We start from the raw sequence: 25524 nt of genomic DNA, 5'->3' as shown, positions 1-25524 counted from the left end.
CCAGCAGCGACTGGCAAGCCAGCGAAAGCCACAGAGTCAACCAGCGCATGACGCCGTCCTTAGCCCTTGCGGGGCGATGTGCCAGTCACCCCAGCGTAGCACCACCTCGGACACCTGCTTACACGTTGGCAACCCGCAGTTGCCCGGGCTCGATCGGCGGCCTAGAGTGGAGCGCACAGACCATGAGAACAGCATGACCAACCCCACCCTGCTCGACCCCAGAACCGCCCGCCTGCTGCCCTGGATAGTCGCCATCGCCTTCTTCATGCAGACGCTGGATGGCACCATCCTCAACACCGCATTACCGGCCATGGCCGCCGACCTCGGCGAAAATCCATTGCGCATGCAGTCGGTGGTGATCGCCTACATGCTTACCGTGGCCCTGCTGATCCCGGCCTCGGGCTGGATCGCCGACCGCTTCGGCACGCGGCGCATCTTCTTCGGCGCCATCGCCCTGTTCAGCCTCGGCTCGCTGCTCTGCGCACTGTCGGAGTCGCTGAGCATGCTGATCGGCGCACGGGTCATCCAGGGCCTGGGCGGCGCGCTGATGATGCCGGTCGGGCGACTGGTGGTGCTGCGCGCCTATCCGCGCTCGGAGCTGGTACGGATCATGAGCTTCATCACCCTGCCCGGCCTGCTCGGCCCGCTGATCGGCCCGAGCCTCGGTGGCTGGTTGGTGGAAGTGGCCAGCTGGCACTGGATCTTCCTGATCAACCTGCCAGTGGGACTACTCGGCTGCTGGGCAGCATTGCGCCATATGCCCGACCTGCGCGGCCCTGAGCGCAGCCGCTTCGATAGCGTCGGTTTTCTGCTGTTCGGCGCCGCCATGCTGCTGATCACCGTAGCCCTGGAAGGGCTCGGCGAACTGCACCTGCCGACCATGCGCGTGGTGCTGCTGTTGCTCGGCGGCATGGCCTGCCTGGCCGCCTACTGGCTACGCGCCGGGCGCATCGAGCAGCCATTGTTCGCACCCAAGCTGTTCCACACCCGCAGTTTCGCCGTGGGCATCATCGGCAATCTGTTCGCCCGCCTCGGCAGCGGCGCGCTACCTTTCCTCACGCCGCTGCTGCTGCAACTGGCGATGGGCTATTCGCCGGCCCAGGCCGGCATGAGCCTGATTCCGCTGGCACTGGCGGCGATGGCAGCCAAGCCCCTGGCCAGGCCGCTGATCGAGCGCCTCGGCTACCGCACCATCCTCACCAGCAATACCTTGCTGCTCGGTGCCCTGATCGCCAGCCTGGCGCTGGTCGATGCCGAGACCTCGACGCTGCAGTTGATCATCCAGCTAGGACTGATCGGCGCCTGCAACTCACTGCAGTTCACCGCAATGAATACCGTGACCCTGATCGACCTGGACAACCGCGACGCCAGCAGCGGCAACAGCCTGCTGTCGGTGGTGGTGCAACTGGCGATGGGCCTCGGCGTTGCGTCGGCGGCAGCACTGCTCAGTGGTTTCAGCCGTGAACTGGGCGACAGTGGGCATGTGTTGCAGGCGTTCCAGGCCACCTACCTGTGCGTCGGCCTGCTGTCGATGCTGGCGGCAGCGATCTTCCTGCAACTGGATGCGAAAGATGGCCGCAGCGGCCGCAATATCGAGGTTTCAGCGGACGAATGATCGGGCCTGCTACACTGCCGCCCTGTTTCACCATCCCCGAGCACTTGCCGTGACCGCTACCGCCTTCGCCAGCCTGCCCATTTCTGCCGCCATGCAGGCCAACCTCGCCGCCATCGGCTATGCCGAGATGACGCCAATTCAGGCCGCCAGCCTGCCGCTGATTCTCAAGGGCCGCGATCTGATCGCCCAGGCCAAGACCGGCAGCGGCAAGACCGCAGCCTTCGGCATCGGCCTGCTGCACCCGCTCAACCCGCGCTACTTCGGCTGCCAGGCCATGGTGCTGTGCCCGACGCGCGAACTGGCCGATCAGGTGGCCAAGGAACTCCGCCGTCTGGCCCGCGCCGCCGACAACATCAAGGTGCTCACCCTCTGCGGCGGCGTGCCCTTCGGCCCGCAGATCGGCTCGCTGGAGCACGGTGCGCACGTGATAGTCGGCACCCCGGGGCGGGTACAGGAGCACCTGCGCAAGGGCACGCTGAAAGTCGATGGGCTCAATACCCTGGTGCTCGACGAAGCTGACCGCATGCTCGACATGGGTTTCATCGACAGCATCAGTGAAATCATCGAGCAGACCCCGGCACGCCGTCAGACCCTGCTGTTCTCCGCCACCTATCCGCCTGCCATCGAACAGCTTGCCGCGCGTTTCTTGCGTAGCCCGGAGCGGGTCGAAGTGGAGGCTCAGCATGATGACGGACAGATCGAGCAGCGCTTCTACGAAATAGCGCCGAGCCAACGCATGGAAGCAGTCAGCACCCTGCTGCGGCATTTCCGCAAGCAACCAACCGTGGCCTTCTGCGCCACGCGCCAGCAGTGCGACGAGCTGGCCGCGCAACTGGAAGCCGAGAAGATCTCCGCCGCGGCCCTGCATGGCGATTTGGAACAGCGCGATCGCGACCAGATCCTCGCCCTGTTCGCCAATCGCAGCCTCAGTGTGCTGGTGGCCACCGACGTGGCCGCGCGCGGCCTGGATATCGCGGGGCTGGAAATGGTGATCAACGTCGAGCTGTCGCGTGATGCCGAGGTGCATATCCACCGTATCGGCCGTAGTGGTCGCGCTGGCGAGAAAGGCCTGGCACTGAGCCTGGTGGCGCCCGCTGAAGCCGGTCGCGCCCAGGCCATCGAAACCCTGCAAGGCAAGGAACTCGCCTGGTACCCATTACCCGCGGCCAAGGCAACGGGTGAGCCGCTGCTGCCGCCGATGCATACGCTGTGCATCGGCGCCGGACGCAAGGACAAGCTGCGCCCCGGCGATATCCTCGGTGCCCTGACCGGCGACGCCGGGCTGCCCGGTAGCCAGGTCGGCAAGATCGCCCTGTTCGACTACCAGGCCTATGTCGCAGTCGACCGCGATGTCGCCCGCCAGGCGCTCAAGCGCCTCACTGAGGGCAAGATCAAGGGCAGAACACTGCGCGTGCGTCTACTGTAAGAGCCTGCACACGGCCTGCTGCGCGTCGGCGCTACTGCGTTGAAAGCAAGCTCGGACGCTCGTTTTCCTGCCGGGCGCTCTGGCTCGCAAGATCGCGAACAGGCTCTTAGGCTGATATAAAGCATCAAAAGGCCTGGGCCGGAGTTACCCATGCGCAATATTCTGGTCATTGAAGACAGTCCACTGGTACTGAAGATCCTCGAACATCTGTTTCGCCAGGAAACCGATCTGGAGCCGATCTTCTGTGCCTCGCTGGCAGAAGCCGAAGTGATGCTGGAAACCTCGGCCGCGCTGTTCTTCGCCGCTATCGTCGACCTGCACCTGCCCGATGCACCGGACGGCGAGAGCGTCGACCTGGTGATGCGCTATAACCTGCCGTGCATCGTGCTCAGTGGCAGTTACAACGAGCAGCGCCGTGATGATCTGCTGATGAAAGGCGTGGTCGACTACGTGCTCAAGGAAAGCCAGCACTCCTACGAGTACGCCTTCCGCCTGCTGCACCGGCTCGATCACAACAGCCACATCAAGATTCTCATCGCCGACGACTCCACGGCGCAGCGCCACTACATTCGCCACATTCTCGAGCCGCACCACTACCAGATCATCGAAGCCAGCGATGGCAAGGAGACGCTGCGCCAGCTGAACGAGCACCCTGACCTCGACCTGCTGGTCCTCGACCATGCCATGCCCGGCGTCAGCGGTTTCGAGCTGGTCAAACTGCTGCGGCAGAAGCTGCGCCTCAATGACCTGATCATCATCGGCGTGTCCGCCGACCCCAAGGGTTCGCTCAGTGCGCAGTTCATCAAGCACGGCGCCGATGACTTCCTGCGCAAACCCTTCTGCCCGGAAGAACTGAACTGCCGGGTGATGTCCACCCTGGAGCGACGCGACCTGCTGCGCGCGCTGAAGAAGGCCGCGCAGTTCGATGCCCTGACCGGCCTGAACAACCGCCGTGCCTTCTACGAACAAGGCATGCAGATACTGCAGAAGGCGCAACGGGAAAATCGCGAGGTCAGCGTGGCGATGCTCGATCTCGATCACTTCAAGCAGATCAACGATGGCTTCGGTCATGCCAGCGGCGACAGTGCTCTGGTGGTGTTCGCCCGAGCCATGAGCACTGCCTTCCCCGATATGCTGCTGGGCCGCCTGGGCGGTGAGGAGTTTGCCCTGCTCACCCTGCACGGCGCGGAGCATGTGGTGCAGGCACTGGATAAACTGCGCCGACAGTGCGCCGGCCTGCACTACGCGGTTGGTGCGCCTGCGCTGTCGTTCAGCGCCGGCCTTTACCAGGGTGAACCCGAAGACCTGGAAAGCCTGCTGCACGAGGCCGACATTCGCCTGTATCGCGCCAAGCAGCAGGGCCGTGCCCGCACCGTACTGAGCTGATCAGGGACCGTGGCGCCTCAGCGTGGCGGCATAGCTGCCGTCTTCGCTCATGGACTGAATCGCCGCATCGAAACGCCGGGCAATATCGCGATGCTGTGCATGGCTACGGCGTATCAGGATATGCAGGCCGTTCTCGCTCAGCGGTAGTGGCAGAAACTCCAGCTCATCACGAATGCTGCTCAGTGTGCGCCCGAGCATGTAGCGCGCGACCAGCTCATCCTCCAGCGCCAGCTGCACGCGCCCGGCATGCAGCATGCGCGCGGCGATCTCGAAACTGCCGACACCGACCTTGAGCAACTGCGGGTCGCTGTCGAACTCTTTGGAGTAGGCATAGCCCCTGACCACCGCGATGCTGTGCGAGTAGAGATCGGCCAGGGTCTCGAAGCGGATATCGCTGCCCTTGCGCCGCATGAAGCGAATGCGATTGACCAGATAGGGCTGGGAGAAATAACCGTACTCGGTGCGATCGGCGCTATACCAGGCGTTGATCAGCACATCGTAATCCCCGCGTTTGAGCCCTAGCACAGCACGCTCCCAGGGCACCTCCACATAACTGGTGGTGTAGCCAGCGCGGGCCAGCGCCTGCTCCACCAGATCACTGGCCAGCCCCTTGCCGGGCAAGCGTTGATCATTGAACGGCGGCCAGGGGTCGGCCACCAGACGCAAAAGCTCAGCCGAGGCCGATGCCGGCGACAGCAGCAAGAGCAATAGCCAGGCACGCACGACGGTCATGAGTGGAGATCCATCCGAAATGATCAGTTCTAGTCATAGCAGGCACAACGCCACTCGTCACTGTCTCATATCTGAGACAGTCATTCGCAGTGCGCCCTTCTTGCCAGTAGCGCGCTGACAGAAGCGTCGGCACAGAGCGGTTCGGGTAAACTTCAGCGGTTTTCGCGCGGCGCTGGCTGCGTCAGCAGATTCACCTGAGGACATCCCGTGTTGCAAACCGACGTATTGATCATCGGCGCAGGGGCCGCCGGCCTGATGTGCGCAGCCAGTGCAGCAGCCCGTGGCCGCCACGTGCTGGTGCTCGACCACGCCAACAAGGCCGGCAAGAAGATCCTCATGTCCGGCGGCGGGCGCTGCAACTTCACCAATATGTACTGCGAGCCGAGCAACTTCCTCTCCGGCAACCCGCACTTCTGCAAATCCGCCCTGGCGCGCTTCACCCAATGGGACTTCATCGGCCTGGTGGCCAAGCATGGCGTGCCGTATCACGAGAAGAAACTCGGCCAACTGTTCTGCGATAACAGGTCCAGCGACATCCTCGAACTATTGCTGGCCGAGTGCGCAGAAGCAGGCGCAGAGATCCGCCTCGACACCGCCGTGCAAAGCATCGAGAAAACCGACGCCGGCTTCTGCCTGCAAACCGATCTCGGCGCCGTGGCCTGCCAGTCGCTGGTGATCGCCACCGGCGGGCTGTCGATCCCGACCCTGGGCGCCACCGGCTTCGGCTATCAGGTGGCCAGGCAATTCGGCCACGAACTGCTGCCAACCCGCGCCGGGCTGGTGCCGTTCACCCTCACCGATCCGCAACTCAAGGCGCTGTGCACCGAGCTGTCCGGTACCTCGGTAGAGGATTGCCGGGTAAGCTGCAACGGCCAGAGCTTCGTCGAGAACATCCTCTTCACCCACCGCGGCCTGTCCGGGCCGGCGATCCTGCAGATTTCCTCCTACTGGCAGCCGGGCGATACCGTGCACATCGACCTGCTGCCGCACATCGACCTGCCTGAATGGCTGGCGACGCAACAGCGCGAGCGCGGCAACAGCGAGCTGAAAACCCTGCTGACCGAGCTGTTCACCAAGAAGATGGCGACCCTGCTGGTCGACGCCTGGTTCAGCAACAAACCCCTCAAGCAGTACACGCCTGGCGAGCTCAAGACGATCGCCGAGCACCTGGCCGACTGGCAATTGGTGCCGGCCGGCACCGAGGGCTACCGCACCGCCGAGGTAACCCTGGGCGGGGTGAACACCGACGAGGTGTCGTCGAAGACGCTGGAGTCGCTCAAGGTTCCGGGGCTTTATTTCATCGGCGAAGTGCTCGACGTCACCGGCCACCTCGGCGGCTTCAACTTCCAATGGGCCTGGGCTTCTGGCTACGCCGCCGCGCAATACGTCTGAGACAAAATTTTGCGCCCCATTTGAAGGCGCGCCGGGAACTGCCGGCGCGGCGCAGACTCTGCTGTGAACAGCCACGCAACGCTGCAATCACAGGGATGACGCCGCATCATGACGTTCGAACAAGGCCTGATCTTCGCCATTCTAATCGCCAGCATGGGCTTGTTCATCTGGGGTCGCTGGCGCCACGATGTGGTCGCACTGGGGGCGCTGCTGGCCTGCGTGATCGTCGGCATCGTGCCAGACCGCGACGCCTTCGCTGGTTTCGGTCACCCGGCGGTGATCACCGTTGCCTGCGTGCTGGTGCTCAGCCATGGCCTGCAGCGCACTGGCGCGGTCAACCGCCTGGCGCAACGCCTGCTGCCCAGCGGCGCGGGCGCCCTAGTGTCCATCGCCGCGTTGACCAGCCTGGGGGCGCTGCTCTCGGCGTTCATGAACAACGTCGGCGCCCTCGCCCTGCTGATGCCCATCGCCCTGCAGATTTCCGCACGTCTGGAGTTGCCGCCAGGACGCGTGCTGATGCCGCTGGCCTTCGGCACCATCCTCGGCGGCATGACCACGCTGATCGGCACACCCCCGAACCTGATCGTCTCCAGCTTCCGCGCCCAGCATGGCGGTGGCCCCTTCGAAATGTTCGACTTCAGCCCGGTCGGCGTGGCCGTGGCGCTGGCCGGCGTGCTGTTCATCAGCCTGCTTGGTTGGCGCCTGGTGCCCAAGCGCGAAGTGGGCAACGCCGCCAGCTTCGACACTGGCCATTACCTGACCGAGGCGCGGGTCAAGGCAGGCGGCAGCGCCGAGGGCAAGACCCTGCGCGAGATCGAACAGTTGCTAGATGAAGCCGACGCCCAGGTGGTGGCCATGGTGCGCAACAAGCTGCGCCTGACTGCCCCCAACCCGCGGCGTGTGCTGCAGGCCGACGACGTGCTGGTGATCGAGGCCGATCCGGCAGAGCTGGGCGAAGTGCTCGGCAAACTGGACCTGCTGCTGGAAGCCGAGCGCGAAGCAAGGGAGGCCGAGCAACAGAACGACAAGAACAGTGACACCGAGAAGAAAGTCAGCAACGACGAAGACCGTACAATGCAGGAACTGCTGGTCAAACCTGACTCTTCGCTGATCGGTCGCTCCGCCAGCAGCACGCGCTTGCGCAGCCGCTACTCCATCAACCTGCTGGCCATCTCACGGCAGAGCCATCGCTCGATCAAGCGCCTGCGCTCGACCCTGATCCAGGGTGGTGACGTGCTGCTGATGCAGGGCAGCGCCGAGGATATCGGTGAGTTCGCCAGCGACTATGACTGCGTGCCGCTGGCGGCGCGCGCCATCAACATTCCCGATCCACGTCAGGCCAACCTGGCCCTTGGCATCATGATCCTGGCCATCGTCGCGGCGGCCTTTGGTCTGCTGCCCACGGCGATCGCCTTCGCCTGCGGGGTGCTGGCCTACATGCTGCTGCGCCTGGTGCCGCTGCGTGCCGTCTACGAGTCCATCGACTGGCCGGTGATCGTGCTGCTCGGAGCGTTGATCCCGGTGGCTGGGGCGATGTCCACCACAGGCGCGGCCGATCTGCTGGCACGAGTGCTGATGGAAAATCTGGCGCAGGGCAACGCCATCATCACCCTGACCCTGTTGCTGGTGGTGACCATGACCCTGTCGGACTTCATGAACAACGCGGCAACCGCTGCGGTGATGTGCCCGATTGCGCTGAGCGCCGCGAGCCAACTTGGCGTCAGCCCGGACGCGCTGTTGATGGCGGTGGCCATCGGCGCCTCGTGTTCGTTCCTCACGCCCATCGGCCATCAGAACAACACCCTGATTCTCAGCCCTGGCGGTTTTCGCTTCGGCGACTATTGGCGCCTGGGGTTGCCACTGGAGATCCTGGTGGTGCTGGTCAGCATCCCGTTGCTACTCTGGGTCTGGCCGCTGTAATTAGCCGCCAGACTACCTATCGCACCGGGGCCCGCCATGCCTCAGAGCTGCTCGATCACGCTGGCCGGCGACTGAAAACGCAGGTCGTGCGCCTCGGCGACGCTGGCGCAGGTGATGATGCCGCGCGCGACATTGAGGCCAGCGAGCAGGTGGGGATCCTCCTGCAAGGCTCGTCGCGTACCCTTTTGCGCCAGCGCCACGACGAACGGTAGCGTGGCGTTGTTGAGTGCCAGGGTCGAGGTGCGCGCCACCGCACCCGGCATGTTGGCCACGCAGTAATGCACCACATCATCGACCACATAGGTGGGCTCGGCATGAGTGGTGGCGTGCGAGGTCTCGGCGCAGCCGCCCTGATCGATGGCGACATCCACCAGCACTGCGCCCACCTTCATCTGCCGGACCATCTCCGCAGTGATCAGCTTGGGTGCGGCGGCGCCGGGAATCAGTACCCCGCCAATCACCAGATCAGCAGCCAAAACCTGCTCGCGCACCGCCGCGCGGGTGGAGTAGAGCGTGGTGATGCGATTGCCATACTGGGCATCGAGCCGGCGCAGAGCATCGACGCTCTTGTCCAGCACCGTGACATCGGCGCCAAGGCCAACCGCCATGGCCAGGGCATGGCTACCGACCACGCCGCCACCGAGAATCACCACCTTGCCCGGTGCCACGCCCGGCACACCGCCGAGCAGGACGCCGCGCCCACCGCGGGCCTTTTCCAGACAACCGGCGCCGGCCTGGATCGACATGCGTCCGGCCACTTCTGACATCGGCGCCAACAAAGGCAGGCGCCCCTGTGCATCGGTCACCGTTTCGTAGGCAATACAGGTGGCACCGCCGGCCATCAGTTCTTCGGTCTGCGCCCGGTCCGGAGCCAGGTGCAGGTAGGTGAACAGCGTGTGATGGGCGCGCAACCTGGCGCGCTCCACTGCCAGCGGCTCCTTGACCTTGACGATCAACTGCCCCTGCTGGAACACCTCGGCCGAGTTCTTGGCGATCTGTGCGCCGGCCTCGAGGTAATCCTCGTCGGCAAAACCGATGGCGGCTCCGGCATGGGTTTCGACCCACACCTCATGGCCGAGCGCGGTCAGCTCGGCCACCGACTGCGGCGTGAGACCGACGCGGTATTCGTGGTTCTTGATTTCCTTGGGTACGCCGATTCGCATCACCATCTCCAACCATTGCGGGCCAACAGTCTGAAGTCTAGGAAAGCGTGAGCCGTATCACAGGAAAATCCGCGAGAAAGTTCGCCCGTCCGTCACTGTCCGAACAGCAGGCGCCGCGCCTCAGCCGTGAGCAATGCCTGCGGATCGGCATTCACCTGCTCTACCAGCGCGTAGGCACGCTGCACCGCAGGGCGTGCATCGATGCGTTCGAGCCAGGCGGCCATGTTGGGGAAGTCCTGCAGCTTCTGCTGCTGCATCTTCCACAGCTTGGCCCAGGGGTAGATGGCCATGTCGGCGATGGAATACTCGCCCGCCACATAATCGCGCCCGGCCAGCTGGCGGTCGAGCACACCGTAGAGGCGCGCGGTTTCCTTCACGTAGCGGTCGATAGCATAGGGGATCGGCTCCGGTGCGTAGCGCACGAAGTGATGATTCTGCCCTGCCATCGGCCCGAGGCCGCCCATCTGCCAGTACAGCCACTGCAGCACGTCGAAGCGTGCCCGCGTCTCGCGCGGCAGGAACTGCCCACTCTTGTCCGCCAGGTACTCGAGAATTGCCCCGGACTCGAACAGGGCGATGGGCTCGCCGCTATCTGCCGGCGCGTTATCGACGATGGCGGGAATGCGATTGTTCGGTGCGATCTTGAGAAACGCCGGCGCGAACTGCTCACCCTTGCCGATGTGCACGGGGACGATGCGGTAGTCGAGCCCGGCCTCCTCGAGAAAGATGCTGACCTTGTGGCCGTTGGGTGTGGTCCAGTAGTACAGGTCGATCATTGCTTTTCCTCCACGTGGATCTCGGCCCGCTTGACCGGGCCGTGGGTCGCCTCATACGCCTGCAGGATGCGCGCGAACCAGGAGCCCAGTGCCGAATCGTCGGCCCAGGGTTGTGCGCCCAGGCACCATGCCCAGAACAACATGCCGGCCAGCAGGTAGTCGCAGCCACCGGGCGCCTGGCCTTCGAGGAAGGGCTGATCACGTAGCCACATTTCCAGCGGCGCCACGCCCTCACGGAACAGACGCTCACCACCCTGCGGGTCGGCGAACGCCTCCAGGCTCATGCCCAGTGCCTTCTCCCGGCTGCTGCGGAAATAGTCGCGATCAGCAGGGTCGATCACCTGCCAGACCCGCGGGATCAGCATCCTCAACAGCGGCGCGCGCACCATGTGGAAACTCAGGCGCTCGACCAGACGCGCGCGCTCGGCAGCCAAGGCATCACCGAGCAGAGGCTGCTGTGGATAACGCTGGTCCAGGTAGGCGAAGATGGCGAGGCTGTCATGCACGGTTTCACCGTCATCGATCAGCACCGGCACCAACTTCTGTCCGGAAAAGGCGATCAGCTCCTTGTCGGTGAAACGTGTCGGCCGGCTCTGCCAGTCCAGGCCCTTGTGCGCCAGCGCCAGACGTACGCGCCAGCAGTAGGGCGAGAACACCAGCTCAGGATCGGCGCCGCACAGCTCGAACAAATCCCGCATATCAGCTCCTTTAAAAACCAGTCAGTCCAGAATTGGACGAAGAAAAACCTGCGCAACGCCGCTCATGCGCAATCCAGGCTAGCCATGACCACCGCCACGGTGGCGCGAATCAAGTCCGCAGGCACTGCGGATTTCACCTGGGTACGCAGCCCGCTCATCACGCACTGCAGGTAGCCAGCACGGGCCGCAAGGCCCTGAGCGTTGTTCAGCTCCCCGCAGGCCACGGCGCGTTCGAGCGCCTGCTGGAAAATCTGGCAGATGCCCGTCGTGGCCTGTTGCAGCACCGGCACCAGCTCCGGCTCCGACAAGGAGAATTCATTAGCCACGTTGACCAGCATGCAGCCACGCGGCACGCCATCGGGGCCGTCGTCCTCCAGCACGCTGAGCAGACGCTCGCGGATAAAGGCGAGCGGCGAGGCGCTGGCCTGCAGCTGCTCCAGCAGCAGGGCGCGGCGCTGCGCCACATACAGGCTGAAGGCCGCGACGAACCAAGCCTGCTTGCTCGGATAGGTCTGATAGAGGCTGCTCTTGGACAGCCCGGTGGCCGCCTGCAGGTCCTGTAGCGACGCGGCCTCATAACCGCGCTGCCAGAACAGCTGCATGGCATTTTCCAGGGCCCGGTCCGGGCAGAAGCTTTTGGGGCGTCCACGTGTCGTCATACGCCGAATTTAGAACCAATCGGTCCAAATAATCAACACGATCTGCGTATCGCTACCGATACCCAGTGACCGATGAGTTCCGGTAGGCTTCATGCATCGCTTCAGATCAGGCTTCGTATGCCCCGCCCTCGCCTCCGTCAATCACTGCGCCGCCTCTGGGCACTGGACAAGTTCAGCGCCAGTCTGCGGGTGTTCATCGCCCTGGCCGGAGCCCTTTCGCTGTGCTGGTGGCAGGGCTGGATGCATGGGTTGATCCCGCTGTTTCTCGGCATCATCGCCAGCGCCCTGACCGAGACCGACGACAGTTGGCAAGGCCGCCTCGGCGCGGTGCTGGCTACCCTGGCCTGCTTCAGCGCAGCAGCCTATGCGGTGGAGTTCCTCTTTCCCTATCCCTGGCTGTTCGTTATCGCCCTGGCCTTTTCCGCCTTCTGCCTGACCATGCTCGGCGCGCTCGGCGAGCGTTTCGCCACACTGGGTTCGGGCACGTTGATCCTCGCCGTGTACAGCATGATCGGCGTCGAGCAGCGCGGCGGTGTTGCCGGCCTGTGGCTGGAGCCGCTGCTGCTGGTGGCCGGCGCCGCCTGGTACGGCCTGCTTTCGATCATCTGGCACGCGCTGTTCGCTCATCAGCCGGTGCAGCTCGCCCTGGCCCGGCTGTTTCGCGAACTGGGCAAGTACCTCAAGCTCAAAGCGGCACTGTTCGAACCGGTGCGCCAGCTGGATGTGGAGCAACGCCGCCTGGAGCTGGCTCAGCAGAATGGCCGCGTGGTCTCAGCACTCAACGCGGCCAAGGAGATCATTCTGCACCGAGTCGGTGGCGGTCGACCGGCGCCGAAGGTCAATCGCTACCTGAAGCTGTACTTCCTCGCCCAGGACATTCACGAGCGTGCCAGCTCGTCGCACTACCCCTACAACGAACTGGCCGAAGCCTTTTTCCACAGCGATGTGCTGTTTCGCTGCCAGCGCCTGCTGCGCCTGCACGGCGAGGCCTGCCAGCGCCTGGGCAGCGCCATCGAGTTGCGCCAGCCCTTCGAATACCGCGAACTGTGCAGCCAGGCCCTGGAAGATCTGCATGCCTCGCTCGACCACCTGCACCTGCAAAGCAACCCGGCCTGGCGCCGCCTGCTGCGCTCGCTCGGTGCATTGGCCGGCAACCTCGCCAGCCTCGACCTGCTGCTCGGCAACGCCAGCAACCCCGACGCTCTGGCCGATGAGCAGGACAGCAGCCTGCTGGACCGCGAGCCGCAATCGTTGCGCGAGGTCATCGAGCGGATCGGCCAGCAACTGACGCCCACTTCGCTGCTGTTCCGCCACGCGCTGCGCCTGTCCATTGCCCTGGCGGCCGGTTACGGCCTGCTGCATTTGATCCACCCGACTCAGGGTTACTGGATTCTGCTGACCACCCTGTTCGTCTGCCAGCCGAACTACGGCGCCACGCGCCTCAAGCTGGTGCAGCGTATCGTCGGCACCCTGATCGGCTTGGGCCTCGGCTGGGCATTGTTCGATCTGTTCCCCGACCCACGCATCCAGGCACTGTTCGCCGTGATCGCCGGGGTCGCCTTCTTCGCCACACGCAGCACCCGCTACACCCTGGCCACGGCGGCGATCACCCTGCTGGTGCTGTTCTGCTTCAACCAGATCGGCAATGGCTACGGCCTGTTCCTGCCGCGCCTGGTCGACACCCTGCTCGGCGGTATGCTGGCCGGGCTGGCGGTATTCCTGATCCTGCCGGACTGGCAGGGTCGACGCCTGGGGCGCATGTTGGCGAGCACACTGAGCTGCAACAGCGCCTACCTGCGGCAGATCATCGCCCAATACGCGCGCGGCAAGCGTGACGACCTCGGCTACCGCCTGGCTCGCCGCAACGCGCACAACGCCGACGCCGCGCTATCCACCACCCTCGGCAACATGCTGATGGAGCCCGGCCACTTCCGTAAGGACGCCGACCTCGGCTTTCGCTTTCTGGTGCTATCGCACACCCTGCTCAGCTATCTCTCCGGGCTCGGCGCCCATCGTGGCGAGCAGTTGCCGCAGGCGGCCCAGGCACAACTGCTGGAACAGGCCGAAGCGCTGGCGGTCAGCCTCGATGCAATCGCTACCGGCCTGCGCGGCGAACAGCCGCTGGCCATCCACAGCGACGAGGAACAGGCACTGGCACAGAGTCTGGAGCAAATTGCCGATGACGTCGACGAACGCCAGCGCCTGGTGCAAACACAACTGGCGCTGATCTGCCGCCAGCTCGCGCCGCTGCGCACCCTGGCCGTGCATCTGCAGAAGGATAGCCACTAGCAGGCTCATGGGGCTTTCTGCCACTATCTGACGACGCCGAGTTCCCAGACCTTGCCCATGCCAGCCAATCGACACACCGCCCTCGCCTACCTGGCATCGTTGCCGGGTCTGCTGTTGGTGTGCAGCCTGCTTTTGGCCAGCCAGGCCACCCTCGCCAGTACGCGCCTGGGCGATAGCAGCGCAGCACAGGATCTCTACGGCCTGGTCGACTTTCTCGCCGATCCCCAGAGCACCCTGAGCCTGGACGACGTTCGCGCTATCGATGCCCCTTTCCAACCCTCGTTGTACCGCCGTGACCTCAGCTTCGGCTACGTGCCGGGGGTGATCTGGCTGCGCCTGGCGCTGCAATCGGATGCCCAGCAAACGCGCGCTTGGCGCCTGGTGCTGAACTACGCCTCGCTGGACGAGGTGCGCCTGTACGACATTGGAGACGATGGCGTGCGCGAGTCGCGCAGCGGCGACACCGTGCCCTACGCGCAGCGCAGCGTCGGCCATCGCAACCCGGTATTCGAGATCGTTCTACAGCCCGGCGAACAACGCACGCTGTACCTGCGCGTCGACTCGCGTGGCAGCATGACCCTCAGCGGCGCGCTGATGTCTGCCCGCGATTTCGAGCAACACAGCCAGAACGGCTATCTGGTGCACGCCATCTACTTCGGCGTACTGATCGCACTGGGCCTGTACAACCTGCTGCTGTTTCTCGCCCTGCGCGAGCGGCCTTTCCTCAATTACGTGCTGTTCATGTGCGCCTTCGCCCTCAGCGTGCTGTCGCTCAATGGCCTTGGCGCGCAGTATCTGTGGTCCGAAGCTGCGCCCTGGAGCAACCGCATGCTGCCGGTGAGCCTGACGACAGCGGCGCTGCTGTCGGTAGTTTTTGCGCGCAGCTTTCTCGATACCCGCCAATGGCTGCCGCGCTGGGACAAGGGCCTGCTGATGCTGTCCATCGCCATCGGCGGGGCCGTCTTGGCCAGTATGCTGCTACCACTGCAGCGCGCGCTGCAGCTGATGTCGCTGACCGGCCTGATCGCCACCCTGACACTGCTGCTCACCAGTTTCGTCTGCGTCGGCTACCGCGTACCCGGCGCTCGCCTCTTCGCCCTGGCCTGGCTGATGTTGCTGACCGGCGCAGTGCTACTGGCACTGCGCAATTTCGCTCTGATTCCGTCGAATTTCCTCACCCTGTACGCCATGCAGATCGGCTCGGGGCTGGAGATGATCCTGCTGTCCTTCGCCCTGGCAGCCCGTTTCAACGAACTCAAACGCCAGCGCGAGGCCGCGCTGCAACTCAACGAACAGATCCTCGCCAAACGCGTCACCGAGCGCACCATGGCGCTGGAGCAGGCCAATCAACGCCTCAGTGAGCTGGCCCTGCAGGACCCGCTGACTGGCCTGGCCAATCGCACTGCACTGCAGCAACATCTGGAGCAAGCACTGGCGCGCAGCCTGCGACGCAATGAATTGCTTGCGGTGATGTTGATCGACCTCGACGGTTTCAAACCCATCAACGATCAACACGGCCATGGCTTTGGCGACCAGGTGCTGGCCGAAATCGCCGGTCGCTTGCGCCAGTACATCCGCGATGCCGACCTGCCAGCGCGTCTGGGTGGTGACGAGTTCGTGGTGATCTGCGAGAACGTGCAATCGGCCGAGGATGCCCAGGACTTGGCCAAACGCCTGCTGGAAGGCCTGGACACGCCGATGTACCTGGAAGATCGTGCCGTACGCGTCGGCGCCAGCATCGGTATCGCCCTGAGCCACGGCGGCGACGATGCCACTCTGCTGATTCGCCTGGCTGATGCTGCGATGTACCGGGCCAAGGCTGAAGGTCGCAACCGCGTACAGCTGGCCACCCAACAGCTTTGAAGAGGGGCCGCTGCCCCTCTCACCACCCCAAACCCGATAGCCCGCCATGGACAAGAATCAGCTGCTGCAAGACGTACTCGCCCACCTGCAGGCCGACCTAGAACAGGCCAGCCTCGCCGCTCTCAGCGCCCACGAAGCGGCCACCCACGAAGAGAACGTCGCCGAGAACAAGTACGACACCCTGGGCCTGGAAGCGGCCTACCTGGCCAGCGGCCAGGCGCGCCGCGTCGAAGAACTGCGCCAGACCCTGATCACCTGGCGCCAGTTGCGCCCGCGGCCGTTCGACGAGGTGCAAGGTATCGAACTGGGCGCGCTGATTCTGCTGGCCAGCGAAGACGGTCATGAGCAGTGGCTGTTTCTCGGTCCGCAAGGTGCCAGCATGAAGCTGCAGCATACCGGGCAGAGCATCCAGGTACTGAGCAATGCTGCACCGCTGGGACGCCTGCTACTCGGCAAGCACCCCGGCGACGAAATTACCCTACCGATGGGCCAGCAGCTGCAGGCCTTCGAGGTATTGACGGTCGATTGAGGGCGCCTCTAAAACCGTAGGCGAGGCAGTCAGCGCAAGGCAAAAACAGGCAAAGAAGCGCAGTTTACGTGTTGTAAATGAGCATTCTGATCGGACTCGCGCACGAGCCTGTTTTTAACGCCGCGATGGCAACGCAGGTAGTTTTTAGAGGTGCCATTGAGCGGAACTATCTGCGCCTGGGTGGGGTAATTAACGATGAACCTCACGTTTGGAGAGCCCATCATGGAAAAGCCCATCCACAGCCTGCCAGCCCTGTTCAAGCAGCTTGGCCTGGCCGACGATGCCGCCAGTATCAACGCCTTCATCAGCACCCATTCGCCACTGCCGGACACATGCAAGCTGTCCGACGCACCGTTCTGGACGCCGGCGCAGGCCGCGTTGCTGCGCGAGGAAATTCTCGAAGACGCCGACTGGGCACCAGTGGTCGATCAGCTCAACGTGCGCCTGCACGGCTGATACCGCGCCTGGCATCAAATAGCGGGTCGGACGCGTAGGGTGCGCCGTTTTTCCCTGTCGCCGAGGCATCGGTGCGCGCGGCGCACCCTACGAACTCATCTCACGCCAGGTCAGGAACATGCGCAGGTCGAACTCGATCTGCGCATAGCCCGGCAGCATGTGGTCGCACAGCTTGTAGAACGCCTTGTTGTGATCGATCTCCTTCAGGTGCGCCAACTCGTGCACCACGATCATCTGCAGAAAGGCCGGCGCCGCATCGCGAAACAGCGAGGCAACGCGAATCTCCTTCTTGGCCTTGAGCTTGCCGCCCTGCACACGGGAGACCGCCGTGTGCAGGCCGAGGGCGCGGTGCGTGAGGTCGAGCCGATTGTCGTAGAGCACCTTGTCGATGGCCGGCGCGTTCTTCAGGTGCTCCTGCTTGAGCGCCATGACGTAGCCGTACAGCGCCTTGTCGCTCTGCACTTCATGCCGCCCCGGATAGCGCTGTGCCAAGTAGTCGCCCAACCGATCATCGGCGATCAGCTGACGAACCTGCTGCTGCAAGGCGACCGGATAACCCTGTAGATACTTCAACGATACGATCCCGCGTTCATCTGGACCGTCAGTGTAACGGATGCCGTATCACTCGCTGGGCACCACACGCAGCAGACGCCCCTGCGGGTTATCGGTGAGCAGGTAGAGCGCGCCATCCGGCCCGCTGCGTACATCGCGAATCCGCTCGCCCAGCTCTTCGAAGAGGATTTCCTCACCGGCCAGCATGCCGTCGCGCACACGGATGCGCCGTACGCTGCGCTCGGCCAGGGTGGCTGCGAACAGGTCGTCCTGCCAGTCGGGGAACAACTCGCCGCGATACAGCGTCAGGCTCGACGGCGCGACCGAGGGCGTCCAGTGCAGCAGCGGCGCGGTCAGCCCCGGTAGCTCCGTGTAAGGGCTTATGCGCGCGCCGGTGTAATCGATACCGAAGGTCGCCAGCGGCCAGCCATAGTTGTTGCCGGCCTCGATCAGATTGAGCTCGTCCCCCCCGCGTGGGCCGTGCTCGTGACTGTACAGGCGATTGTGCTCGGCATCGAAGAAGATGCCCTGCACGTTGCGATGGCCGAGGCTGTAGATCTCCGGTGCGGCACCTTCCTGGCCGATCAAGGGGTTGTCCTGCGGCACGCTGCCGTCGCGGTTCAGACGCACGATCTTGCCCAGGTGGTTGGCCGGGTTCTGCGCCTCTTCACGCCAGTCGAAACCGTCGCCCAGGGTCAGCACCAGGGTCTTGTCGGCGAGAAAGGCGATGCGCCCACCGTAATGCGCGGCGCCGGCCTTGAGCGGCTGGGCGGTGAACAACACTTCGAAGTCGTGTAGTTCGCCATCCACCAGACGGGCACGCGCCAGGCGCGTGTTGTTGGCCTCCTGCGAGCCGTGCGCGTAGGTCAGGTACAGCCAGCGGTTATCGCTATAGTCCGGGTCCAGCGCCACTTCCATCAGCCCGGCCTGGGCAGCGATGAAGACCTCGGGCAGGCCCGCCACCGGCTCCGGATCGACACTGCCATCGGCTTCGATGATGCGCAGGCGCCCGACGCGCTCGGTAACCAGCAGGCGCCCGTCCGGCAGGAAAGCCACGGCCCAAGGATTCTCCAGCCCTTCGCTGAAGGTTTCGATGCGGTAATCCAGGGCCAGCAGCGGCGTGCTGACGAACAGGGCGCAGAGCATCAGCGCACGGGTGCTTCTCAACATGGGCAACGCCTTGTCACAGAGAATCGGAAGAAGTCGGTTGCGAGCGGTAGCGCACCTGCCGGCCAAGCAGGCCGAACAGCAGCGCACCAACGCTGCCGCAGGCCATCAGCCCAAGCGTGCCGAACGGGCTACGGTCGGCAGCGATCAGTGTCGGCATCGGCGCCAACGCGTTGGCCAGCGCCAGTGCCGTCCAGATGGCTGCAGCGCCTGCCAGTATGAAGATCAGCCAACGCAGCGGCGGCATACGTCGCGCCAACCAGGCAGCCAATGGCAAGGCGACCAGAAAGCCCAGGGCACTGAGCAAAGCGAAGGTCGGTGCGAAACCGATTAGATCGAGGCAGGTGGTGCCAACGCGCACATCCAACGGCATCGGCGCACCGAGCGCCTGCAAGGCGGCGAGGTTGGTCTGGGTCTGAAAGATCGAGGCGAGCAGCGAGGCCAGCAACACGGCGAGGAGAAAAGCGAGCAACAGACGTGGCTTGCTGGACATGGGTGGCAGTTTCCCGGAACGACAGTCCACGAATTATGGCGCACCCCGCCTGCCCTCACGCCTCGGGAGTTTTACAGGGTTTTACCTCTCGCCGCGTTGCTCACGCCGAGCCCCGTCTATAAAAAGCAGAAGCCCCGCACATGGCGGGGCTTCGGCTCACGCATCAGGCTCAGTTGACCTTGGCGTTCAGCTCACCCTTGGCGTAGCGCTGGTACATGCCCTCCAGGGAGATCGGCTTGATCTTGGAGGCATTGCCGGCGGTGCCGAAGGCTTCGTAGCGGGCGATGCAGATGTCGCGCATGGCCACGATAGTCTTGGCGAAGAACTTGCGTGGGTCGAACTCGCTCGGGTGCTCGGCCATCATGCGGCGGATCGCGCCGGTGGAAGCCAGACGCAGGTCGGTGTCGATATTGACCTTACGCACGCCGTGCTTGATGCCCTCGACGATTTCCTCGACCGGCACACCGTAGGTTTCCTTGATGTCGCCGCCGAATTCGTTGATTACCTTCAGCCATTCCTGCGGAACGGAGGAGGAACCGTGCATCACCAGGTGGGTGTTGGGGATGCGCTTGTGAATTTCCTTGATGCGCTCGATGGAGAGCACGTCGCCGGTTGGCGGCTTGGTGAACTTGTAGGCGCCGTGGCTGGTGCCAATGGCGATAGCCAGGGCGTCGACCTGGGTAGCCTTGACGAAGGCCGCCGCTTCTTCCGGGTCGGTCAGCAGTTGGCTGTGATCCAGCACGCCTTCGGCGCCGACGCCGTCTTCTTCACCGGCCATGCCGGTTTCCAGGCTGCCCAGGCAACCCAGCTCGCCTTCCACAGACACGCCGCAGGCGTGAGCGAAGGCAACAGTCTGCCGGGTGACGGCAACGTTGTAGTCATAGTCGGCCGGAGTCTTGCCGTCTTCTTTCAGCGAGCCGTCCATCATCACCGAGGAGAAACCCAGCTGGATGGAGCGCTGGCATACATCAGGGCTGGTGCCATGGTCCTGGTGCATGCACACCGGGATGTGCGGGAATTCTTCGATGGCAGCCAGGATCAGGTGGCGCAGGAACGGTGCACCTGCGTATTTGCGGGCACCAGCGGAGGCCTGGACGATGACCGGCGAATCGGTCTTGTCGGCGGCTTCCATGATGGCGCGCATCTGCTCGAGGTTGTTGACGTTGAAGGCCGGCACGCCGTAGCCGAATTCGGCGGCGTGGTCGAGCATCTGGCGCATGCTGATAAGTGCCATGGTGTTTCTGTCTCCCGGTTTGGAGGTCGTTAATCGTGCAAGCCTGCCGCAGGGGCAGGCGTTGTTCAAGTTTCCTGAAGCTGGGGCATGCCCACAGCTCTTGTCTCGGCGTCGCCGAGGATGTTACGGGGCCTTGCAGCCGCGGCCGATCAGGTCATCGGTCGCGGTCCAGTAGACCAGGCCTTCCTCACCCTTGGTGTGGAAGGACAGACGCCCGTCGCTGTACAGCGCGCCAGATCCTGCCGGCTCCTGAGTCAGACGGTAGACGATGTCATCACCGCCCAGGCGCACATCCACCTGCTCGACACTGCCATTGGCGAAGCGCCACAGCACTTCGGTCTGGCTGTCGCACACCCAGCGATTCCACTGGTCCGACACTGGCGGCTTGCTGCTGCACGCCGCAAGCAGCAAGCCGGTGGCGGCGAACCCTGCGAGTCTGATAGCGATCATTGTCTCTCCTTCTCAGCAACGCTGTTCCGGTGCCGGGCCAGTGGGTTCACCACTGTTCTGCTCGACACGCTGATCATCCTGAGTGGTCGGGGTTTCGATCTGCGCCGGGCTGAACACCTCGCAGGCCGCTTCACGACCACCGCCGGCACAACCGGCCAGCAACATACCAATGACGCCCAGGGCGGCTAACTTGTCCATGACATGACTCCTTGTTCGATGATCCGGTCTTCTTACAGACCACCCGTTCACGTCAGGGTTTTATCCGCCGTGGCGCAGGGTGCCTCCATTCACCCTAGCTGGTGTTTATTGTGCACGTTGCTCCAGCACTTCCACGGCCGGCAGTACCTTGCCCTCGACGAACTCCAGGAAGGCGCCACCACCGGTGGAAATGTAGGAAATCTTGTCCGCCACACCGTATTTGTCGATCGCCGCCAGGGTATCGCCGCCGCCTGCGATGGAGAACGCCGGACTTTCGGCGATGGCCAGGGCCAGGGCCTTGGTGCCGTTGCCGAACTGATCGAACTCGAACACGCCGACCGGGCCATTCCACAGGATGGTCTGCGAGGCCTTGAGCATCTCGGCGAACATCGCCGCAGTCTGCGGGCCAATGTCGAGGATCATGTCGTCTTCGGCCACGTCAGCGACGGCCTTGATGGTGGCTTCGGCGTCTTCGGCGAAGGCCTTGGCCACCACCACGTCGACCGGCAGCGGTACGCTGACCTTGGCCGCGATGGCCTTGGCGGTGTCGACCAGATCGGCCTCATACAGCGATTTGCCCACCGGCAGGCCGGCAGCAGCGAGGAAGGTGTTGGCGATGCCGCCACCGACGATCAGCGAGTCGCAGATATCGGCCAGGGAATTGAGCACGTCCAACTTGGTCGACACCTTGGAGCCGGCGACGATGGCCAGCATCGGCCGCGCCGGTTTGTCCAGGGCCTTGCCCAGCGCGTCCAGCTCGGCAGCCAGCAGCGGGCCGGCACAGGCGACCTTGGCGAACTTGGCCACGCCATGGGTCGAGCCCTGGGCGCGGTGAGCGGTACCGAAGGCGTCCATGACGAAGACGTCGCACAGGGCAGCGTACTGCTGGGCCAGCTCGTCGGTGTTCTTCTTCTCGCCCTTGTTGAAGCGTACGTTCTCCAGCAGCACCAGCTCGCCGGCCTTGACCTCGACACCGCCGAGGTAGTCCTTGACCAGCGGCACGTCGCGGCCGAGCGCCTTGCTCAGGTAGGCGGCGACCGGCGCCAGGCTATCTTCCTCACTGTAGATGCCCTCTTCCGGGCGGCCCAGGTGCGAGCAGACCAGCACGGCAGCGCCCTTCTCCAGCGCCAGCTTGATGGTCGGCAGGGACGCAAGGATACGCGCGTCGCTCTTGACCACACCGTCCTTCACCGGGACGTTGAGGTCTTCGCGGATCAACACGCGCTTACCATTGAGGTCGAGGTCGGTCATCTTCAGAACGGTCATAAATCAGTCCTTCACGGGGCTGGTTGTACGGAGGAAGTAGATGCAGCGAGAAAATGTTCGGCAACATCGAGCATGCGGTTGGCAAATCCCCACTCGTTGTCGAACCAGGCCAGCAGGTTGACCAGGCGCGGGCCGGACACGCGGGTCTGGCTGCCGTCGACGATGGCCGAGTGCGGATCATGGTTGAAGTCGCAGCTGGCGTGCGGCAGTTCGGTGTAAGCCAGCAGCCCCTTGAGCGGGCCACTTTCCGCTGCCTGGCGCAGCACGCGGTTGATCTCTTCGGCAGAGGTATCGCGCGCAGTCTGCAGGGTGATGTCCAGGCACGAGACGTTGACCGTCGGCACCCGAATGGCCTTGGCCTGGATGCGCCCCGCCAGCTCTGGCAGCAGGCGTTCGATACCGCGCGCCAGGCCGGTGGATACCGGAATCACCGACTGAAAGGCCGAACGCGTGCGGCGCAGGTCTTCGTGGTGGTAGGCATCGATCACCGGTTGGTCGTTCATCGCCGAGTGGATGGTGGTAATGGAGACGTACTCCAGACCCACCACCTCATCGAGAAGTTTCAGCAGCGGCACGCCGCAGTTGGTGGTGCAGGAGGCGTTGGAAACCAGTCGCTCGGCACCGCTGAGGCACTGCTGATTGACGCCGTAGACCACCGTGGCGTCGATATCCGCCTCGCTGGCCATCGGCTGCGACAGCAACACGCGCGGCGCGCCGGCAGCGAGAAAACGCTCGGCATCGGCGCGCGTGGTGTATTGCCCGGAGCATTCCAGCAGCAGGTCGATGTCCAGCGCGGCCCAGTCGATGGCCTCGGGCTCGCTCTGGCGCAGCACCTTCACGCAATCGCCGTTGATGTGCAGGCAGTCGCCATCGACCTTCACCTCGCCGGGAAAGCGTCCGTGGGTGGAGTCGAAGCGGGTCAGGTATTCGATGCTGGCCTGATCGGCCAGGTCGTTCAGCGCGACGATTTCCAGGCTCGCTGAATTGCCACGCTCGTGCAGCGCGCGCAGCACGCAACGGCCGATGCGGCCATAGCCGTTGAGGGCGACACGATAGGGGCGTTGTCGTGACATAGGCGCTCGCAAGGCAAAAGGAACCCGGTAGGAGCGAGCTCTGCTCGCGAACCCTGCGCGAGGCAAACAGCTTCGCGAGCAGAGCTCGCTCCTACGGAAGGGTCAGGCGTCCAGCAGTTCTTCGGCGGTGGCGACGATGTTGTCGACGGTGAAACCGAAGTGCTCGAACAGGGCCGGAGCCGGGGCCGACTCGCCGAAGCTGGTCATGCCGATGATGCGACCTTCCAGGCCCACGTACTTGTACCAGTAGTCGGCGTGCGAGGCCTCGATGGCGATGCGCGCACCGACTTGCAGCGGCAGTACATCCTGCTTGTAGCCGGCGTCCTGGGCGTCGAACACGCTGGTGGATGGCATCGACACCACACGTACCTTATGGCCGGCAGCGGTCAGTTTGTCGTAAGCAGCCACGGCCAGGCCGACTTCCGAACCGGTGGCGATCAGGATCAGCTCCGGCTCGCCAGCGCTGTCCTTGAGCACGTAGCCGCCACGGGCGACATCAGCCAGTTGCTGGGCATCACGCGGCTGGTGTGGCAGGTTCTGACGGCTGAATACCAGGGCGCTCGGACCGTCGGCGCGCTCGATGGCATGTTTCCAGGCCACGGCGGACTCCACGGCATCGGCCGGGCGCCAGGTGTCGAGGTTCGGCGTGCCACGCAGGCTGGCCAGCTGCTCGATCGGCTGGTGAGTCGGGCCGTCTTCGCCGAGTCCGATGGAGTCGTGGGTGAACACGTACAGCACGCGTTTCTTCATCAACGCGGACATGCGCACGGCGTTACGGGCGTATTCCATGAAGATCAGGAAGGTCGCGCCGTACGGCACGAAGCCGCCGTGCAGGGCGATGCCGTTCATGATTGCGCTCATGCCGAACTCGCGCACGCCGTAGAACATGTAGTTGCCGGACGCATCTTCAGCGGAGACGCCCTTGCAGCCCTTCCACAGGGTCAGATTGGAGCCGGCCAGGTCGGCCGAACCACCGAGGAATTCCGGCAGCAGCGGGCCGAAGGCATTCAACGCGTTCTGGCTGGCCTTGCGGCTGGCGATGGTCTCGCCCTTCTCGGCGACGTCCTTGATGTAGGCAGCGGCCTTCTCGGCAAAGTCGGCCGGCAGCTCACCAGCGATGCGGCGTTTGAACTCGGCAGCCAGCTCGGGGAACGCAGCGGCGTAGGCGGCAAACTTGTCGTTCCAGGCGGCTTCGGCAGCAGCGCCGGCTTTCTTGGCATCCCACTCGGCGTAGATCTCGGCCGGGACTTCGAACGGACCGTGGTTCCAGCCCAGCGCAGCACGGGTCAGGGCGATTTCGTCGTTGCCCAGCGGCGCGCCGTGGCACTCTTCCTTGCCCTGCTTGTTCGGCGAGCCGAAACCGATGGTGGTCTTGCAGCAGATCAGGGTCGGCTGGTCCACGCTCTTGCGCGCGGTCTCGATGGCCATCTTGATCTCTTCGGCATCATGGCCGTCGACGTTGCGGATCACCTGCCAGCCGTACGCTTCGAAGCGCTTCGGCGTATCGTCGGTGAACCAGCCCTCGACTTCACCGTCGATGGAGATGCCGTTGTCGTCGTAGAAGGCGACCAGTTTGCCCAGGCCCAGAGTGCCGGCCAGCGAGCAGACTTCGTGGGAAATGCCTTCCATCATGCAGCCGTCGCCGAGGAACACATAGGTGTTGTGGTCGACGATCTCGTGGCCTTCACGGTTGAACTGCGCGCCCAGCACCTTCTCGGCGATGGCGAAACCGACGGCGTTGGCGATGCCCTGGCCAAGCGGGCCAGTAGTGGTCTCGACGCCCGGGGTGTAGCCGTATTCCGGGTGACCCGGGGTACGACTGTGCAGTTGGCGGAAGTTCTTCAGATCATCGATGGACAGGTCGTAGCCGGTCAGGTGCAGCAGCGAATAGATCAGCATCGAACCATGGCCGTTGGACAGCACGAAGCGGTCACGATCGGCGAAGTTCGGGTTGCTCGGGTTGTGCTTCAGAAAGTCGCGCCACAGCACTTCGGCGATATCCGCCATACCCATGGGGGCACCGGGGTGGCCGCTGTTGGCTTTCTGCACAGCATCCATGCTGAGGGCACGAATGGCATTGGCTCGCTCACGACGGCTGGGCATCGCTGAATCTCCTACGGGGGCTGCTTCTGAATGAAGGGGGCGAAAAAAGACGCCTATTTTCGCCCAGCCAGCCCCCGCGGGGCA

At 64.1% G+C, this 25524-nt stretch carries 23 protein-coding genes; 9 read left to right on the top strand and 14 right to left on the bottom strand.

The genetic code is table 11. From position 1 onward, the window contains the following. Positions 1 to 193 precede the first annotated feature (193 nt). The 3 genes from mdtD (at position 194) to CXP40_RS10635 (ending at position 4427) form a co-directional block, all read left to right on the top strand. A complete protein-coding gene (gene mdtD, locus CXP40_RS10645) occupies positions 194 to 1615 on the top strand; it encodes a multidrug transporter subunit MdtD (RefSeq protein WP_106733685.1) in 1422 nt (473 codons plus the stop codon). Positions 1616 to 1664: 49 nt separating this feature from the next. Further along, positions 1665 to 3041 carry an ATP-dependent RNA helicase DbpA gene (gene dbpA, locus CXP40_RS10640; RefSeq protein WP_106733684.1) on the top strand — a complete coding sequence of 459 codons (1377 nt, stop codon included), beginning with the start codon at positions 1665 to 1667 and terminating at the stop codon, positions 3039 to 3041. Positions 3042 to 3191: 150 nt separating this feature from the next. Further along, positions 3192 to 4427: a diguanylate cyclase gene (locus CXP40_RS10635; protein ID WP_106733683.1), complete on the top strand. Its 1236-nt coding sequence runs from the start codon at positions 3192 to 3194 to the stop codon at positions 4425 to 4427. Here the strand turns inward: CXP40_RS10635 and CXP40_RS10630 are convergent, their stop codons facing one another. After that, the gene (locus CXP40_RS10630) at positions 4428 to 5159 is read right to left on the bottom strand and encodes an ABC transporter substrate-binding protein (protein WP_106733682.1); all 732 of its coding nucleotides are present in this window, start codon (positions 5157 to 5159) and stop codon (positions 4428 to 4430) included. 207 nt (positions 5160 to 5366) lie between these two features. Here CXP40_RS10630 and CXP40_RS10625 point away from each other — a divergent pair, with 207 nt between their 5' ends. Both CXP40_RS10625 and CXP40_RS10620 read left to right on the top strand, forming a co-directional pair. Continuing rightward, positions 5367 to 6551 (top strand): NAD(P)/FAD-dependent oxidoreductase, encoded by a 1185-nt coding sequence (locus tag CXP40_RS10625; protein WP_106733681.1) that lies wholly within the window; start codon positions 5367 to 5369, stop codon positions 6549 to 6551. Between the two features lie 108 nt (positions 6552 to 6659). Then, positions 6660 to 8471, top strand: coding sequence for an SLC13 family permease (locus CXP40_RS10620; protein WP_106733680.1), 1812 nt, complete (start codon positions 6660 to 6662; stop codon positions 8469 to 8471). A 41-nt stretch (positions 8472 to 8512) separates the two neighbouring features. On the opposite strand, the gene ald is transcribed toward CXP40_RS10620, so the two are convergent. The 4 genes from ald to CXP40_RS10600 form a co-directional block, all read right to left on the bottom strand. Further along, positions 8513 to 9634: an alanine dehydrogenase gene (gene ald, locus CXP40_RS10615; RefSeq protein WP_106733679.1), complete on the bottom strand. Its 1122-nt coding sequence runs from the start codon at positions 9632 to 9634 to the stop codon at positions 8513 to 8515. A 92-nt stretch (positions 9635 to 9726) separates the two neighbouring features. Beyond that, a complete protein-coding gene (locus CXP40_RS10610; protein ID WP_106733678.1) occupies positions 9727 to 10410 on the bottom strand; it encodes a glutathione S-transferase N-terminal domain-containing protein in 684 nt (227 codons plus the stop codon). Then, a complete protein-coding gene (locus CXP40_RS10605; protein WP_106733677.1) occupies positions 10407 to 11108 on the bottom strand; it encodes a glutathione S-transferase N-terminal domain-containing protein in 702 nt (233 codons plus the stop codon). The genes CXP40_RS10610 and CXP40_RS10605 overlap by 4 nt, the downstream gene beginning before the upstream one ends. Positions 11109 to 11170: 62 nt before the next feature. Then, the gene (locus tag CXP40_RS10600) at positions 11171 to 11710 is read right to left on the bottom strand and encodes a TetR/AcrR family transcriptional regulator (protein WP_106733676.1); all 540 of its coding nucleotides are present in this window, start codon (positions 11708 to 11710) and stop codon (positions 11171 to 11173) included. A gap of 174 nt (positions 11711 to 11884) precedes the next feature. Here CXP40_RS10600 and yccS point away from each other — a divergent pair, with 174 nt between their 5' ends. From yccS to CXP40_RS10580, 4 genes are all read left to right on the top strand, one after another. Then, complete coding sequence (gene yccS / locus CXP40_RS10595) at positions 11885 to 14056, top strand: YccS family putative transporter (RefSeq protein ID WP_106733675.1); 2172 nt, start codon at positions 11885 to 11887, stop codon at positions 14054 to 14056. 57 nt (positions 14057 to 14113) lie between these two features. Next, the gene (locus CXP40_RS10590) at positions 14114 to 15919 is read left to right on the top strand and encodes a diguanylate cyclase (protein WP_106733674.1); all 1806 of its coding nucleotides are present in this window, start codon (positions 14114 to 14116) and stop codon (positions 15917 to 15919) included. Between the two features lie 46 nt (positions 15920 to 15965). Beyond that, complete coding sequence (locus CXP40_RS10585; RefSeq protein ID WP_106733673.1) at positions 15966 to 16448, top strand: GreA/GreB family elongation factor; 483 nt, start codon at positions 15966 to 15968, stop codon at positions 16446 to 16448. A 222-nt stretch (positions 16449 to 16670) separates the two neighbouring features. Next, positions 16671 to 16904, top strand: coding sequence for a DUF2789 domain-containing protein (locus CXP40_RS10580; RefSeq protein ID WP_106733672.1), 234 nt, complete (start codon positions 16671 to 16673; stop codon positions 16902 to 16904). Positions 16905 to 16991: 87 nt separating this feature from the next. On the opposite strand, the gene CXP40_RS10575 is transcribed toward CXP40_RS10580, so the two are convergent. The 9 genes from CXP40_RS10575 to tkt all read right to left on the bottom strand — a co-directional run bounded on the left by CXP40_RS10575 (position 16992) and on the right by tkt (position 25440). After that, on the bottom strand, positions 16992 to 17486 hold the full coding sequence (locus CXP40_RS10575) for a YgjP-like metallopeptidase domain-containing protein (RefSeq protein ID WP_177429656.1): 495 nt from the start codon (positions 17484 to 17486) through the stop codon (positions 16992 to 16994). 39 nt (positions 17487 to 17525) lie between these two features. Next, positions 17526 to 18626 (bottom strand): PQQ-dependent sugar dehydrogenase, encoded by a 1101-nt coding sequence (locus tag CXP40_RS10570; RefSeq protein ID WP_106733670.1) that lies wholly within the window; start codon positions 18624 to 18626, stop codon positions 17526 to 17528. A 13-nt stretch (positions 18627 to 18639) separates the two neighbouring features. Then, entirely contained in the window at positions 18640 to 19116 is a 477-nt protein-coding gene (locus CXP40_RS10565) for a hypothetical protein (protein ID WP_106733669.1), read from the bottom strand. Between the two features lie 169 nt (positions 19117 to 19285). Next, a complete protein-coding gene (fba, locus tag CXP40_RS10560) occupies positions 19286 to 20350 on the bottom strand; it encodes a class II fructose-bisphosphate aldolase (RefSeq protein ID WP_037003821.1) in 1065 nt (354 codons plus the stop codon). A 123-nt stretch (positions 20351 to 20473) separates the two neighbouring features. Beyond that, positions 20474 to 20800, bottom strand: coding sequence for an MliC family protein (locus CXP40_RS10555; RefSeq protein WP_106733668.1), 327 nt, complete (start codon positions 20798 to 20800; stop codon positions 20474 to 20476). Positions 20801 to 20812: 12 nt separating this feature from the next. Then, on the bottom strand, positions 20813 to 20998 hold the full coding sequence (locus CXP40_RS10550) for a hypothetical protein (protein WP_106733667.1): 186 nt from the start codon (positions 20996 to 20998) through the stop codon (positions 20813 to 20815). Positions 20999 to 21103: 105 nt separating this feature from the next. After that, positions 21104 to 22264, bottom strand: a complete 1161-nt coding sequence (locus CXP40_RS10545) for a phosphoglycerate kinase (protein ID WP_106733666.1) — start codon at positions 22262 to 22264, stop codon at positions 21104 to 21106. Positions 22265 to 22275: 11 nt separating this feature from the next. Continuing rightward, entirely contained in the window at positions 22276 to 23337 is a 1062-nt protein-coding gene (gene epd, locus CXP40_RS10540; protein WP_106733665.1) for an erythrose-4-phosphate dehydrogenase, read from the bottom strand. Between the two features lie 102 nt (positions 23338 to 23439). Continuing rightward, the gene (gene tkt, locus CXP40_RS10535) at positions 23440 to 25440 is read right to left on the bottom strand and encodes a transketolase (RefSeq protein ID WP_106733664.1); all 2001 of its coding nucleotides are present in this window, start codon (positions 25438 to 25440) and stop codon (positions 23440 to 23442) included. Positions 25441 to 25524 lie beyond the last annotated feature (84 nt).

Source organism: Pseudomonas sp. YY-1 (assembly GCF_002843095.1).
In the GTDB taxonomy this organism is placed as follows: Bacteria; Pseudomonadota; Gammaproteobacteria; order Pseudomonadales; family Pseudomonadaceae; genus Aquipseudomonas; species Aquipseudomonas sediminis_A.
The sequence above is the reverse complement of the archived record's forward strand: the minus strand, read 5'-3'. Positions and strand labels throughout refer to the sequence as shown.